We start from the raw sequence: 12,955 nt of genomic DNA on the forward strand, positions 1-12,955 counted from the left end.
GCCGGTCGATTAAACTGATCCGACGCAAGCCCTAGGTGGCGATACGCCCTAGGTAGTAGCGAAAAGGGGACTGCCATGCTGAGCAAAGAACTTGAAATGACCCTGAACACGGCCTTTACTGTGGCGCGCTCTAAGCGCCACGAGTTTATGACCGTTGAGCACCTGCTGCTAGCGTTGCTGGATAATGCCTCAGCGGTAGACGTACTGAAGGCGTGTGGGGCTAACCTCGACAAGCTGCGGTCCGATCTGCAGGATTTTATTAACTCGACCACGCCACTGATCCCAGAAGGTCAGGGTGATCGCGAAACACAGCCCACGCTCGGTTTTCAACGCGTCTTACAGCGTGCGGTTTTCCATGTTCAGTCATCTGGTAAGAGTGAAGTATCCGGCGCCAATGTGCTCGTGGCTATCTTCTCTGAGCAAGAGAGCCAGGCGGTTTACTTCCTTAAACAGCAAAGTGTTGCCCGCGTTGATGCGGTTAACTATATCGCCCATGGTATTTCTAAAGTGGCTGGGCACGGTCCCTCACCTTCTCCGTCCTCGTCTGAAAGTGAAGATGCTGAAGAGGGTGGTAGTGAAGGCGCTGCTCACCCGCTGACAGGCTATGCCACTAACCTGAATGAACAGGCGCGACTGGGCAAAATCGACCCGCTAATTGGCCGGGATCACGAGCTTGAGCGCGTGGTGCAAATTTTAGCGCGGCGCCGTAAAAATAACCCATTGCTAGTCGGCGAGGCGGGTGTAGGTAAAACGGCGATCGCTGAGGGCCTGGCCAAGCGTATCGTTGAAGAAGACGTGCCCGATGTCATTGCCGATGCAGTGGTTTACTCGCTCGATATGGGCGCGCTGCTTGCCGGCACCAAATATCGCGGCGACTTTGAAAAACGCCTGAAGAGTCTGTTGAGCGAACTTCGCAAACAGCCTAATGCTGTGCTGTTCATTGATGAGATTCATACGGTCATCGGCGCTGGCGCCGCTTCCGGTGGGGTGATGGATGCCTCCAATCTGCTCAAACCGTTGCTCTCTTCGGGCGAGTTGCGCTGCATTGGCTCCACTACGTTCCAGGAATTCCGTGGCATCTTCGAAAAAGACCGCGCGTTGGCACGCCGCTTCCAAAAAGTAGACGTAATGGCGCCGTCTGTTGATGACACCATCAAAATCCTTAAGGGATTGCGCTCTCGCTTTGAGGAGCACCATGAGCTTAAGTACACCGACGGCGCTTTAGAAAGCGCGGCGCGCTTGGCGGATCGCTATATCAACGATCGGTACCTGCCCGATAAAGCGATCGATGTGATCGACGAAGCGGGCGCTCACCAGCGTCTATTGCCACCGGAAATACGGTCCAAAACGATTGACGTTGAGCAAGTGGAAGCCGTGGTGGCCTCTATTGCGCGCATTCCGCCGAAGAGTGTTTCAAGCTCAGACCGCAAGCTGCTCGAGAAGCTGGACCGTGACCTGAAAATGTTGGTGTTCGGTCAGGATGAGGCGATTGATAGCCTTTCTGCTGCTATCAAATTGTCCCGTGCAGGGCTCAAAGCGCCTGACAAGCCTGTGGGTAGCTTCTTGTTTGCTGGTCCCACCGGTGTGGGTAAAACCGAAGTGGCCAAACAGCTGGCGCATATCATGGGCATTGAGCTTGTTCGCTTTGATATGTCGGAGTATATGGAGCGTCACACCGTATCGCGTCTGATCGGTGCGCCTCCTGGTTACGTTGGGTATGACCAAGGCGGCCTGTTGACCGAAGCCGTCACCAAACAGCCGCACTGCGTGCTGTTGTTGGATGAGATTGAAAAAGCGCACCCGGAAGTCTTCAACCTGCTGCTGCAGGTGATGGATCATGGCCGCTTAACGGATAACAACGGACGCGAAGCGGACTTCCGTCACGTTATCCTGATCATGACCTCTAACGCCGGTGCAGAACAGGCGTCGCGTCGTTCGATTGGCTTCCAGCATCAAGACCACTCTACCGATGCGATGGAAGTGATTCGCCGCACCTTCTCGCCTGAGTTCCGTAACCGCTTGGATGGCATTATTCAATTCCACGCGCTACCGGTCTCGGTCGTACGCAACGTCGTCGACAAGTTCTTGATCGAATTGCAGGCGCAGTTGGATGAGAAGCGTGTTCAGCTGGATGTGGACGACATGGCGCGGGATTGGCTGGCCGACAAAGGGTACGATCCTGACATGGGCGCACGCCCGATGGCGCGCCTCATACAAGAGAAGCTTAAGAAGCCATTAGCCGAGATGATTCTGTTTGGCGAACTGGCCGATCAGGGCGGCATTGTGCATGTCAGCCTGGAAGAGGGAGAGCTACACCTTTCCACAGAGACTGAAATGGCCGATGCGCCCTGAAAAGGGCGCTAAGGCGCTCTAAAGCCAGCCATGCTTGTTTACATGCAACAAAACGCAGCGCCCTGTCATCGACGGGGCGTTGTCGTTTTTAGTGAACAGCCATTGACGCTGATCGGCGCTGTCGTTAGAAGCTGTCGTTAAAGACAGTCGGGCTGGAACAGTTGAGATCAGCCGAACGCGTTAACGGTGTAACGACTTAGCGCGAACGGTATACGATACGGCCTTTAGAAAGATCGTAAGGTGTTAGCTCTACTTTTACCTTATCGCCAGTCAGAATGCGGATATAGTTTTTGCGCATTTTGCCAGAGATGTGAGCGGTAACAACGTGACCGTTTTCCAGCTCAACACGAAACATGGTGTTCGGAAGGGTATCGACGATAACGCCTTCCATTTCAATATGATCTTCGCGTGCCATATAGGCATGTCCTCACTTATGAGTTAGTAATGTAATAATCGGTCAGAATTTGAGTGCTGCTAGGTGGGCACTCAAGAAACAGCGCTATATTGTGCCGTAAGCCTGCCGTCAAGGCAAAAAAGCTTACGTCTTTAGCGAATTAACTGCCGCCAATGGCGCCCATCAAGAATTTCTAGCGGCGCAAAAGCCTGTTTGTAGCGCATCTTACGGCACTCTTCGATCCAATACCCTAAATATAGGTGCGGAAGCTCTTTTTGTCGGCTGAGCTCTACCAGTTTGAGAATGGCAAAAGTGCCGAGTGAACGCTTATCCAGTTCCTCGCTAACGGCAAAGAAGGTGTAGATGGCGGATAGGCCATGTTCCAGTTGGTCAAAGGCAGCCACGCCGACCAGTTCGTCGTGAAGGTACATTTCCATGAGATGAGCATAGGGCTCATCAAGAGTGAGAAACGTGCGGTACTGTTCACGGCTGGGCGGATACATATCACCGTCAGCATGGCGCTGACGAATATAATCAGCGTAAAGCGAGTAGTGGGTGGATGCAAAGTAAGCGGGCATGATGCGGATGCTAATATCGGCATTGCGACGCCAGATTTTACGCTGTGTGCGATTAGACTCAAACTGCTCAACCGGAATACGCACCGAGCGGCAGGCGTTGCATCCTTCGCAGTGAGGACGGTATAGATGACGCCCGCTGCGACGAAACCCTAGCAGTGCCAGCGAGTCATAGACGCCAGGCACAGGTGACTCCTGAGGGTCGAGGAACAGCGTCGTCGCCTCTCTGTCGGGTAAATAGCTGCAAGAATGAGGCACGGTAAGGAAGAAGCGCAAATCCCGCACCGGGCGACGCGGAGTGTTACTACTCACAGCTTGCCTCCTGGGTGAAACAGAATGAGTTCATCTCTAATCGTTATCCTCAGTAGCAATCGCCTTCAGCCACAGCGATGCAGGAACAGCCGGTATTTCAACGGGTGATGAGGGTAACGTAAACGCCTTATCGGGTAACCAGTTTTTAAGATAGTTGATGAATGCCTCGCGAGCGACTGTAATAGCGCCCAGGCTGGCCAAGTGAGGGGTATGCATTTGGCAGTCGATGAGCTTACCATCATGCTCGCGCATAGCCCTGGCTAGGTGGGCTAGCGCTACCTTGGAGGCGTCTGGTGTGCGGGAGAACATCGATTCGCCAAAAAACACCGGCCCCATTGCGATACCATACAGGCCACCTACCAACTGTCCGTTTTGATGGACTTCAATGCTATGGGCAATGCCGAGTGCATTTAGCTGGCTGTAAGCGTCGCGCATTTCGGCAGTGATCCAGGTGCCGCCTTCTTCGTCGCGGGGGGCGGCACAGGCCTGAATAACCTGATCGAAGTGTTGATCCAGGGTGATATGGAAGCCACCATGGCGTAATCGCTTGGTCAGGCTACGACGCTGCTTAAATTGCTCGGGTAGGAGTATCATGCGCGGGTCTGGACTCCACCATAAAATGGGGTCGTCATCGCTGAACCACGGAAAGATTCCCCGCCGGTAGGCTTCTACCAGCCAAACGGGGGAAAGCTCTCCACCGGCTGCCAGCAGGCCGTTGGGGGAATCCAGGGCCGTAGCGGTGGTTGGAAAGTTGGGATATGGCGAGGAAAGCCAAGGTAGCATTACTTGCTCCTGTTGCTACGTGCTTTTACTAAGCTCTTGAGATGAGTTCTTGTGCTGAGCTCTTGTACCGAGCGCTTAGATAACAGCTCTGTGACGGCGGAAGGATGCTCGGTATCATGCAAACTCGCAAGTGGATTAAAGACGCCATTGAGGTGTAAAGGGAGAGTCGCTTGAAAGTGAATAAAGCAGTTAACAAGCGAACGCAGCGTAGCGCGCGTCAAACACCACCATCGGCTTCTTCTGCGCGTGTTAACGCCGCAAAGGATAAGGCTCGCCGTTTTGGCCTGCGCTTACAAGGCTCCGTGCGCGAAGGCGTAGTGGTGTTACTGCTAGCGCTGTGTGTGTTTTTATTATTAGCCTTATTTAGTTACCACCCCTCTGATCCAGGCTGGTCTTACCAAGGGCCGGAAACGGACATACGTAACTGGATGGGGCAGGTGGGGGCCTGGTTAGCCGATGTTCTCTATTCACTGCTAGGGGCCAGTGCGCTGTGGTGGCCGGGGATGTTTGGTTTTGCCGCCTGGTGGCTGATTCGATCGCGCCAGGTACGTTTTGAACTCGACCCGGTCGCGATTGCTGTGCACGCGGGTGGCTTAGTACTCCTTATTTTTGGCACCACCATGTTAGGTGCGCTGCACTTTTATCATCCTGACAGTATGCTGCCCTACGCCTCTGGCGGCATTTTAGGGGAAGGCTTGGTCGGTGCGCTAAGGCCTTTAGTAGGGAGTGGCGGCGTTGGCTTAATCGCCGCAGCACTCATTTTAAGCGGCTTTCCGTTATTTAGCGGCATGTCGTGGCTGCAGGTGGCGGATGAGCTCGGTAAGCGCATATGCCGGCTGGGTGGCTGGCTATCGGCTCGTCGGCAGGCAAGCCGCATGCGCGCAGCGCAGCGAGCGGCCGCGAAACCCGCGCCCACGGCGAAGTCTCAAGTCAAACCCGAGCTAGCGCCCAAAGCTTCATATGTTGAGGATAAACCTGCTGACGTTAAGTCGACTGAAGCTAAGCCGACTGCTGAATCGGTAGGTGTAGGTAAAAGCGCCACGGGTCGAGAACGGCGCGAGCCAGGTTTCTCAATGCCGCTTGATAACAGTGTCACCGACCATTCAGCCGCTACGGAATACAGCAGCGAGACCACCGACACCTCGATTCCCTGGGAAACTGCGGCTTTTTCAAGCAATAAGCACGTGCCTGCTAAATCACCGGCCGCTACCGAGGAGCCAGCAGTGGCGGCGCCTGCAAAGGCGTCAGTGCCACCAGTAGATAAAGCCGCAGAAGAGGCGGAGGTGTCGGCACCCCCAGCGCCGCGAGAAAATGCCTTTGTCCAGGCAGAGGAGCCGGCAAAAGCGCCTGAGCCCGTTCCCAAGGAAAACGATGAGCCCAAGGAGGCCGACGTCTCCTTCCCGCTACACGCCTCGCGTCAGGAAGAGTCGCCGGCACCTGCTGCAAGTAACTTCTTTGTCAACGACGAAGCGCCTGATGAGAAAACGCATACTCAATCAGCGCCTGCTGAACGCCGCAGTGAGCCGACGCTCAGCGAGTCACCTGAAGCTATTCCTAGGCGCGCCATGGAGCCTGAGCCTGCACGTAAGCCTGAGCGTGTGGCTGAAGTCGTCCCGGAGCCAGTGTGGGACGACGAAGAGATGGACGACGAGTTATACCAGCCAGAGGAGCCAAGCGAACCAGCGCCAGTGCCTACGCCAGCTGCACGCCAAGAGCCCACTTTCTCGCCCGATGTTCAAGCGCAAGAATCTGACGAAGGCCCCGCGCTGTGGACCGTGGAGCATTTGCAGAGCCAGCGGCCTGCCTTTGAGACCCTGGACGAGCCCGAAGGCGATGTGCCGAGCCTGCAACTGCTGACACCTGCTGAACCGCATCAGCCCAATTACAGCGATGAACAGTTGGCCGATATGGCGGAACTGCTTGAAGTGCGGCTGCGCGAATACGGTGTTAAGGCGGAAGTCGTCGATACTTGGCCTGGGCCGGTGATTACCCGCTTTGAAATCAAGCCTGCTGCGGGCGTGAAGGTCTCCAAGATCAGCAATCTTGCCAAAGACTTGGCGCGCTCACTGATGGTGAAGAGTGTGCGGGTGGTGGAGGTTATTCCTGGGCGACCCACGGTAGGGATTGAAATACCCAACCCCAACCGCGCCATGATCCGCCTGCGCGAAGTGATCGACTCTGATCGCTACCAGCAGGAAACCTCACCGCTGACCATGGCGCTGGGCCAGGATATTGGCGGCAGCCCCGTGGTGGCCAACCTGGGTAAGATGCCTCACTTGTTGGTAGCCGGCACCACCGGGTCGGGTAAGTCAGTGGGCGTTAACGCCATGCTGATCTCGATGCTGCTCAAGGCGAAGCCCAGCGAGCTGAAGCTCATCATGGTCGACCCCAAAATGCTGGAGCTGTCGGTCTACGATGGTATCCCTCATTTGCTGGCGCCCGTGGTCACCGATATGAAAGAGGCGGCCAACAGCCTGCGCTGGTGTGTGGCCGAGATGGAGCGCCGCTATAAGCTGATGGCGGCCATGGGTGTGCGTAATATCGCAGGCTTTAATGGCCGCCTGGATGAAGCGGAGCGCGCTGGTGCCCAAGTGGCAGATCCGTTGTGGGAGCCACAGCCATGGGAAGTGCATCAGCCGCACCCGGTATTGGAGAAGCTGCCCTATATCGTGGTGGTGATCGACGAATTTGCCGACATGTTTATGATCGTCGGCAAAAAGGTCGAAGAGCTGATTGCCCGCCTGGCACAAAAGGCCCGCGCCGCGGGTATCCATTTGATTCTGGCTACCCAGCGCCCCTCGGTGGACGTTGTGACTGGCTTGATCAAGGCCAATATTCCTTCGCGGATGGCCTTTCAGGTGTCATCGCGCATCGATTCGCGCACGATTCTTGACCAGGGCGGTGCTGAAAGTCTGCTCGGGCACGGTGATATGCTCTATCTGCCTGCCGGCTCTGGGCCGCCTAATCGTATCCACGGTGCCTTTGTGGATGATGATGAAGTGCACCGGGTGGTCGATGACTGGAAGCGTCGGGGCACACCGGAGTACATCGAAGAGATCCTCTCAGGGGGCGTCTCAGCCGATGCCTTGACCGGCCTTGAAGCCGAAGGGGGCGATAGTGACGATGCCGAACAGGATGCGCTTTATGATGAAGCTATCCAGTTTGTCACTGAAACACGCAAAGCTTCGATTTCTGCTGTCCAGCGCCGCTTCAAGATCGGCTACAACCGGGCCGCTCGCTTGGTTGAGGCCATGGAGGGCGCTGGTGTAGTGACCTCAATGGGTTCCAACGGCGCCCGGGAAGTGCTTGCGCCACCTCCGGTAGGCCATTAACCCTTGGTAAGGGGCACAATTATGCAATAAGCGTGGAAGTCGCGCCGCGGGTGAAACCCTGCGGCGTTTTTCACGTCTTAGTCCTACATGAACAGTTGTACATGAGCAGTCATACATGAGCGGTCGGACGGTTAAACTGACGTTACACATTCGATTTTTTTTTCTTTGTTTTTACCTTTAATTATTGAGCAACCGTTATCTGGCAACGATTGCCTAGGGAGATCATATGCGCGATACGCTAAAAGGACGACCTTCATCACTGGCATTTGCCGCAAGCGCCTTGGGTTTGACCTTTGGTGCGCCGGTATGGGCGGATGATGCCGCTGAACGGTTAACTGAGCGCCTGGATCCGCTTGAGAGCTATCAGGCTACTTTTGAGCAGCAGATTCTTGATGGCAGTGGCGAGCGTCTACAGAGCGCGCGTGGCGAGATGTGGCTTTCGCGCCCTGGGTTGCTGCGTTGGGAAGTGGAAGCGCCGTATTCGCAAACCGTCGTGTCGGATGGCGACGATGTGTATATGTATGATCCCGACCTTGAACAAGTCACCGTTCAAGCGATGGATGATCGCGTCACCCACACGCCCGCGCTGCTGCTGTCGGGCAGCGTGGATGAGTTAACCGAGAGCTATGAGGTGTTCTACGAGCAAGATGACGGCGAAGACGTTTTTACGTTGGTGCCTATCTCAGCCGATACGCTTTTCGAAGAGTTAAGCATGGTATTCGATGCTGACACATTGACCGAGCTGTGGATGATGGACAGCACCGGGCAGCGCACGGCTATTACCTTCAGCAACATTACCAGCAACGGCAACATCGACCAGAGCATGTTTGACTTCGAGATTCCCGAAGGCACTGACGTTATCCGCGAAGAGCTTTAACGAAGAAGGTTAGTGGTACATTGTAGGAGCGCAATTCATTGCGCGATCAGCAGAGTGGTCGGGGTGCCGAGGGTCATTGCTTCTAGATAGCCTGATCGCCCGACAAGTCGGGCTCCTACATTGGTTGGGTACAAGTGTTGGGTGTTGTAGGAGCCCAATTCATTGCGCGATCAGCAGTGATCAAGGCACCGAGCGGGACAGTCAGCGGTAAGTTGTTTATAGAGATTGGTCGTTAGGCAATAACCGTCAGGCGCCCTAGGGCGCCTCATCTGCTTCCTGATCACGGCTTTCACGCCACGCCATTATTTCTCCAAAGCGCTTCTCCTGACCGAAAGGGCTCGGCTTAAAGAAGGTGGCTTTAGGTAGCTCTTCAGGCCAGCAGTCATGGACGCTACCCGCCGGATAGCCGTCTGGCTCGTTGTGGGCATAGCGATAGCCTTCACCATGGCCCAACTGCTCCATGAGTTTGGTGGGCGCATTGCGCAGGTAGGTTGGCACTTCCACCTGAGGTTGCTCACGCACGTAGCGCTTGGCATCACTCCAGGCTCGGTCGATACGATTGCTTTTGGGCGCCACCGCCAAATGAATCGCTGCATGGGCAATCGCTCGCTGGCCTTCGTAATCCCCCAGGCGCAGGTAGGCGTCCCAAGCAGCAATCACCAGCGGCAGGGCGCGAGGGTCGGCATTGCCGACATCCTCTGAGGCAATGGCCGTCAGTCGGCGCACCACGTCCAGCGGGTCGCCGCCACCCTGCATGAAGCGCGCCATATACAGCAGCGCGGCATTAGGCCGTGAAGAGCGGATGGATTTGTGGATGGCCGAGAGCAGGTCGTAGTAGGCGTCACCCTGCTTATCGAAAGCGCTGGCTTGGTGGCCAATCACATCCGCCAGTACGTCCTTATGGAGTACTTCACGGCCCGCTTCCTGGGTGGCGAAATCACACGCGGTTTCTAATAACCCAAGCGCCCGGCGAGCATCACCTGCGCTGGCATGGGCTAGCGCGCTTAACACTTCGTCTTCAACGTGAATATCGCGTTTTCCCAGCCCGCGTTCAGCGTCGTTAAGCGCTTGGCGCATCACTGTAATCAACTCATCCTGAGTGAGCGATTTCAATACGTAAACCCGTGCACGGGAGAGCAGCGCCGAGTTGACCTCAAACGATGGGTTTTCGGTAGTGGCACCAATCAGCGTGAGCAGCCCCGACTCCACATGGGGCAGTAGGGCATCCTGCTGACTCTTGTTGAGACGGTGAATCTCATCTAAAAAGAGGATGACCGTGGATGACATTTGCTGGGCACGTTCTACGACGGCACGAATCTCTTTCACCCCAGCCATCACCGCGCTGAGGTGCTCCAGTTGGGCTTGAGAGGCGCGGGCTAAAAGCTCTGCCAGCGTGGTCTTGCCCACCCCCGGCGGCCCCCATAGAATCATCGAACGCACAACACCAGATTCCGCCATACGGCGTAGCGGTTTATCCGGCCCCACCAACGCCTGTTGGCCTACGTAATCGTCCAATTGGCGTGGGCGCATACGAAAGGCTAGCGGGGCGTCTTCTGAAGGTGCTGCGTGGGCGCTATCAAAAAGGTCCATGTAAACTTCCGTTGTCAATCGGGGCGTAGAACTACTTATTGGTTACAAGTGTCTTTGACATCCTCCCCTCCTTCGCGCTGGCGCGACTCAGGAAGAGGATTCCCTCTCGGGTGACCACTGGTCGCCCGGTGGTCTGGTTCCTGCTGCTGGCGGCCCTACTGCACCACTCACTGCACAGGCGCTACGGGCGTCGTCCCGCCCTGATCAGGTTTTACTGGTTCGAGGCTTCGAGAAGGTCGAGGCCTCGGTGAAGCACGTTGATAGCTCCTACGACATCGGCGTTTTCGACATACCCGCAATGCGTACACAGGAAACGGGCCTGTGTCTGGCGGTTGTCCGGCGACTTGTACAAGCAGGCTGGGCAAGTCTGGCTCGTGTGGTGCGGTGGTACCGCCACAAATAGGCCCCCGGTCCATGCCATCTTGTACTCAAGCTGGCGACGAATCTCGTACCAGCCTTGGTCGAGGATTGAGCGATTCAGCCCTGACTTTTGCCGGACATGACGTCCCGGTTGGGCAATCGTGCCCCTCGCAGACTTCGACAGGTTGGCGACTCGGAGGTCTTCGACGGCGACCATGGCGTGGTTCTTGCTGATCGTCGTTGTGGCCTTGTGTTGGTAGTCGCGCCGTATATCGGCAATACGCTGGTGAATACGCGCAATCTTGCGCTTCTGTTTTTTCCAGTTAGCGGAACCGCGTTCCTTGTGCTTCAGTTGGCGTTGGGAAGTCGCCAGGTGACCCTTTAAGGTAGCGAAGCTGTGCACCCCGGCGAACGCCGTACCGTCACTCAGCGTCATGTTCTTGGCAATGCCCATGTCGATGCCGACCGCGCCTTGATCAGGCGCGCGGGGAGGCTTGACGTCGACTGCGCACATGATAGCTACGTGCCAGTTACCACATGCATCGAGTGAGACGGTCGCGTTGCGTGGCTCGCCTTCGATGACGTGTGACTGGTACATCCGCACCCAGCCCAGCTTGTTGGGCAGTTTGATGCGGCGTTGATCGAGGGCGCAATACTTGGGGAAGTTGACGAAGCGCATGGTCGAGTGATGCGCGATGCGCTTCGTCCTGAAAACCGGGAATCCCCGCTTCCCCGTACACCAATCCTTGATGGCCTTGTCTCGCAGGTCGCGTTGACGCTGCTGAAGGTTGTCCGTGTAGGCCTCTTTCAGAAAGGTCAGTTCTGGCGCCTTTTTCCACTGCGTCAGTTGCTTGTTCAGGCCCGCTGCGCTTGGGAAGCTCTTAGCCAGAGTGATCCGCTCCTTCGGGGGAAGGTCATTGAGAGTCTTGTACAACGACTTACGATCACCCTCAAAGGCCAAGTCTTTCTGCGCGATGTCGAGCATTATTTCAAGAGACTTATTGTACGCCAACCGGCCACACCCCGCCATCCGGTAGAGCAGCGCTTCTGCTTCCGGTGTTGGCTTCAGCTTGAATCGGTAGGCTTTCAAGACCTTCATGGTCAACTCAGTGTGTGGTGATTGATAAACCACCATAATAGTTTATTTTAGCGAAGTTCAACCATCAGTATGCACAAGATCAACAAGGCGCGTCACAGCGCCTACCTGCTCCACGTCCACATTGTCTTCGTGACGAAATACCGCCGTAAGATTCTCGGTGAGCTTCACCATGAAGCCTTCCAGCAAATTGCTGGCGAAGTTTGCGCTGACTTCGAGGCCGAGCTTCGTGAGTGTCATGGTGAAAGTGATCATGTACACCTGCTGGTCGAGTACACCCCCAAGGTGCAGCTTACGAAGCTGGTCAACTCCTTGAAGGCGGTAACGTCTCGTCGGATGCGAGCGGAGTTCAACGACCTGCGGGGTGCCTACACCAAGCCGGTGCTTTGGAGCCGGTCGTACTTCGTGGGATCGTGCGGTGGGGCACCACTGGCAGTCGTGGCACAGTACATCCAAAACCAGCGGGGTTGACGCCCGCACCGCATTCACCTCACACCTTGGCCGGTGCGGTCACCCTGCGGGTTAAGGGTGGTAAAGCGCAGCTTGTCGAACTACCTTTGGCGTAACCTAACAGAAAGATGCGCTTGCTAGGATAACGCCATAGAGGCATTGTTAATGGTAACGCCTGTTAGTTGCTATGCCCCTATGATTGCATGCCTTCAGCTTAATCAGGCAAAACGGCAGGCATGACACGATAAAGGAGACGGCTCAATGTTAAACCAACTGCGTCTAGATCATGCCAACATGGCTCGGATGCTTCATGTGCTACAGCTGAAGCAAAAAACGTTAGTACAGGGAGAGCGGCCCAACTTCAAGCTGATGCGTGAGGTAGTCGATTACATTTTATCCTACATGGATGGTTTTGCCGCCCCGCTGGAAAAGGTCTGCGTTGAGCGGTTACAGGCTAAAGCGCCCGACCATAGTGCGCTTACCGAACAGATGGCCAATGATTATCGTGAGTTAAAGCCTCGCTTGCAGCGTCTCTCCAGCGATATCGACATGATTCTGATGGACAATGTGCTGCCCATGGATCGTTTTGCTGAAGATCTAAAAGATTATTTAGAGGCGCATCGGGCCTACTTGCGGCACGAGCGTGAAGGGCTGTTCCCACTAATTGATGAGCACTTTAGTCAAGAAGATATGGAAAAGCTTCGCGAGGCGCTTCCCGCCGGTGCGGAACAAGAGTTAGAGCGCCTGCAGCAAGCCTACCCCGAACTCTACGCCGAACTGCGAGGGGCTGATGTGCCCGCGGTATAGCCAGGAAAAACGACTTAAGCGGGTAGC

Annotated in this window: 10 protein-coding genes; 5 read left to right on the forward strand and 5 right to left on the reverse strand. The window is 55.7% G+C overall.

Features of this window, described 5'->3' with window-relative positions:
• Positions 1–75 precede the first annotated feature (75 nt).
• Positions 76–2,352 carry an ATP-dependent Clp protease ATP-binding subunit ClpA gene (gene clpA, locus HUO07_RS05320; protein WP_176302698.1) on the forward strand — a complete coding sequence of 759 codons (2,277 nt, stop codon included), beginning with the start codon at positions 76–78 and terminating at the stop codon, positions 2,350–2,352.
• A gap of 196 nt (positions 2,353–2,548) precedes the next feature.
• On the opposite strand, the gene infA is transcribed toward clpA, so the two are convergent.
• The 3 genes from infA to aat form a co-directional block, all read right to left on the reverse strand.
• Complete coding sequence (infA, locus tag HUO07_RS05325) at positions 2,549–2,767, reverse strand: translation initiation factor IF-1 (protein ID WP_007111068.1); 219 nt, start codon at positions 2,765–2,767, stop codon at positions 2,549–2,551.
• 131 nt (positions 2,768–2,898) lie between these two features.
• Positions 2,899–3,633: an arginyltransferase gene (locus HUO07_RS05330; RefSeq protein ID WP_176302699.1), complete on the reverse strand. Its 735-nt coding sequence runs from the start codon at positions 3,631–3,633 to the stop codon at positions 2,899–2,901.
• A gap of 36 nt (positions 3,634–3,669) precedes the next feature.
• On the reverse strand, positions 3,670–4,416 hold the full coding sequence (gene aat, locus HUO07_RS05335) for a leucyl/phenylalanyl-tRNA--protein transferase (RefSeq protein WP_008958430.1): 747 nt from the start codon (positions 4,414–4,416) through the stop codon (positions 3,670–3,672).
• A 170-nt stretch (positions 4,417–4,586) separates the two neighbouring features.
• Between aat and HUO07_RS05340 the strand changes: the two genes are divergently transcribed.
• Positions 4,587–7,748, forward strand: a complete 3,162-nt coding sequence (locus tag HUO07_RS05340; RefSeq protein ID WP_176302700.1) for a DNA translocase FtsK — start codon at positions 4,587–4,589, stop codon at positions 7,746–7,748.
• A 226-nt stretch (positions 7,749–7,974) separates the two neighbouring features.
• The gene (gene lolA / locus HUO07_RS05345; RefSeq protein WP_176302701.1) at positions 7,975–8,625 is read left to right on the forward strand and encodes an outer membrane lipoprotein periplasmic chaperone LolA; all 651 of its coding nucleotides are present in this window, start codon (positions 7,975–7,977) and stop codon (positions 8,623–8,625) included.
• Between the two features lie 255 nt (positions 8,626–8,880).
• Here lolA and HUO07_RS05350 read toward each other — a convergent pair whose 3' ends face one another.
• Both HUO07_RS05350 and HUO07_RS05355 read right to left on the reverse strand, forming a co-directional pair.
• Positions 8,881–10,215, reverse strand: a complete 1,335-nt coding sequence (locus tag HUO07_RS05350; protein WP_176302702.1) for a replication-associated recombination protein A — start codon at positions 10,213–10,215, stop codon at positions 8,881–8,883.
• Positions 10,216–10,426: 211 nt separating this feature from the next.
• Positions 10,427–11,674: an RNA-guided endonuclease InsQ/TnpB family protein gene (locus HUO07_RS05355; protein ID WP_176302703.1), complete on the reverse strand. Its 1,248-nt coding sequence runs from the start codon at positions 11,672–11,674 to the stop codon at positions 10,427–10,429.
• 69 nt (positions 11,675–11,743) lie between these two features.
• Here HUO07_RS05355 and tnpA point away from each other — a divergent pair, with 69 nt between their 5' ends.
• Positions 11,744–12,142, forward strand: coding sequence for an IS200/IS605 family transposase (gene tnpA, locus HUO07_RS05360; protein WP_176302704.1), 399 nt, complete (start codon positions 11,744–11,746; stop codon positions 12,140–12,142).
• Positions 12,143–12,382: 240 nt separating this feature from the next.
• The gene (locus tag HUO07_RS05365; protein ID WP_176302705.1) at positions 12,383–12,928 is read left to right on the forward strand and encodes a hemerythrin domain-containing protein; all 546 of its coding nucleotides are present in this window, start codon (positions 12,383–12,385) and stop codon (positions 12,926–12,928) included.
• Positions 12,929–12,955: the final 27 nt, after the last annotated feature.

Origin of the sequence: Vreelandella maris, from assembly GCF_013371085.1 — a bacterium.
Taxonomy (GTDB): Bacteria; Pseudomonadota; Gammaproteobacteria; order Pseudomonadales; family Halomonadaceae; genus Vreelandella; species Vreelandella maris.

Excerpts from the sequence above, each read along its gene's own strand:
- aat (WP_008958430.1), bottom strand. The coding sequence starts at position 4,416 with ATGCTACCTTGGCTTTCCTCGCCATATCCCAACTTTCCAACCACCGCT.
- HUO07_RS05355 (WP_176302703.1), bottom strand. The coding sequence starts at position 11,674 with ATGAAGGTCTTGAAAGCCTACCGATTCAAGCTGAAGCCAACACCGGAA.
- HUO07_RS05365 (WP_176302705.1), top strand. The coding sequence starts at position 12,383 with ATGTTAAACCAACTGCGTCTAGATCATGCCAACATGGCTCGGATGCTT.
- infA (WP_007111068.1), bottom strand. The coding sequence starts at position 2,767 with ATGGCACGCGAAGATCATATTGAAATGGAAGGCGTTATCGTCGATACC.
- clpA (WP_176302698.1), top strand. The coding sequence starts at position 76 with ATGCTGAGCAAAGAACTTGAAATGACCCTGAACACGGCCTTTACTGTG.
- lolA (WP_176302701.1), top strand. The coding sequence starts at position 7,975 with ATGCGCGATACGCTAAAAGGACGACCTTCATCACTGGCATTTGCCGCA.
- HUO07_RS05350 (WP_176302702.1), bottom strand. The coding sequence starts at position 10,215 with ATGGACCTTTTTGATAGCGCCCACGCAGCACCTTCAGAAGACGCCCCG.
- tnpA (WP_176302704.1), top strand. The coding sequence starts at position 11,744 with ATGCACAAGATCAACAAGGCGCGTCACAGCGCCTACCTGCTCCACGTC.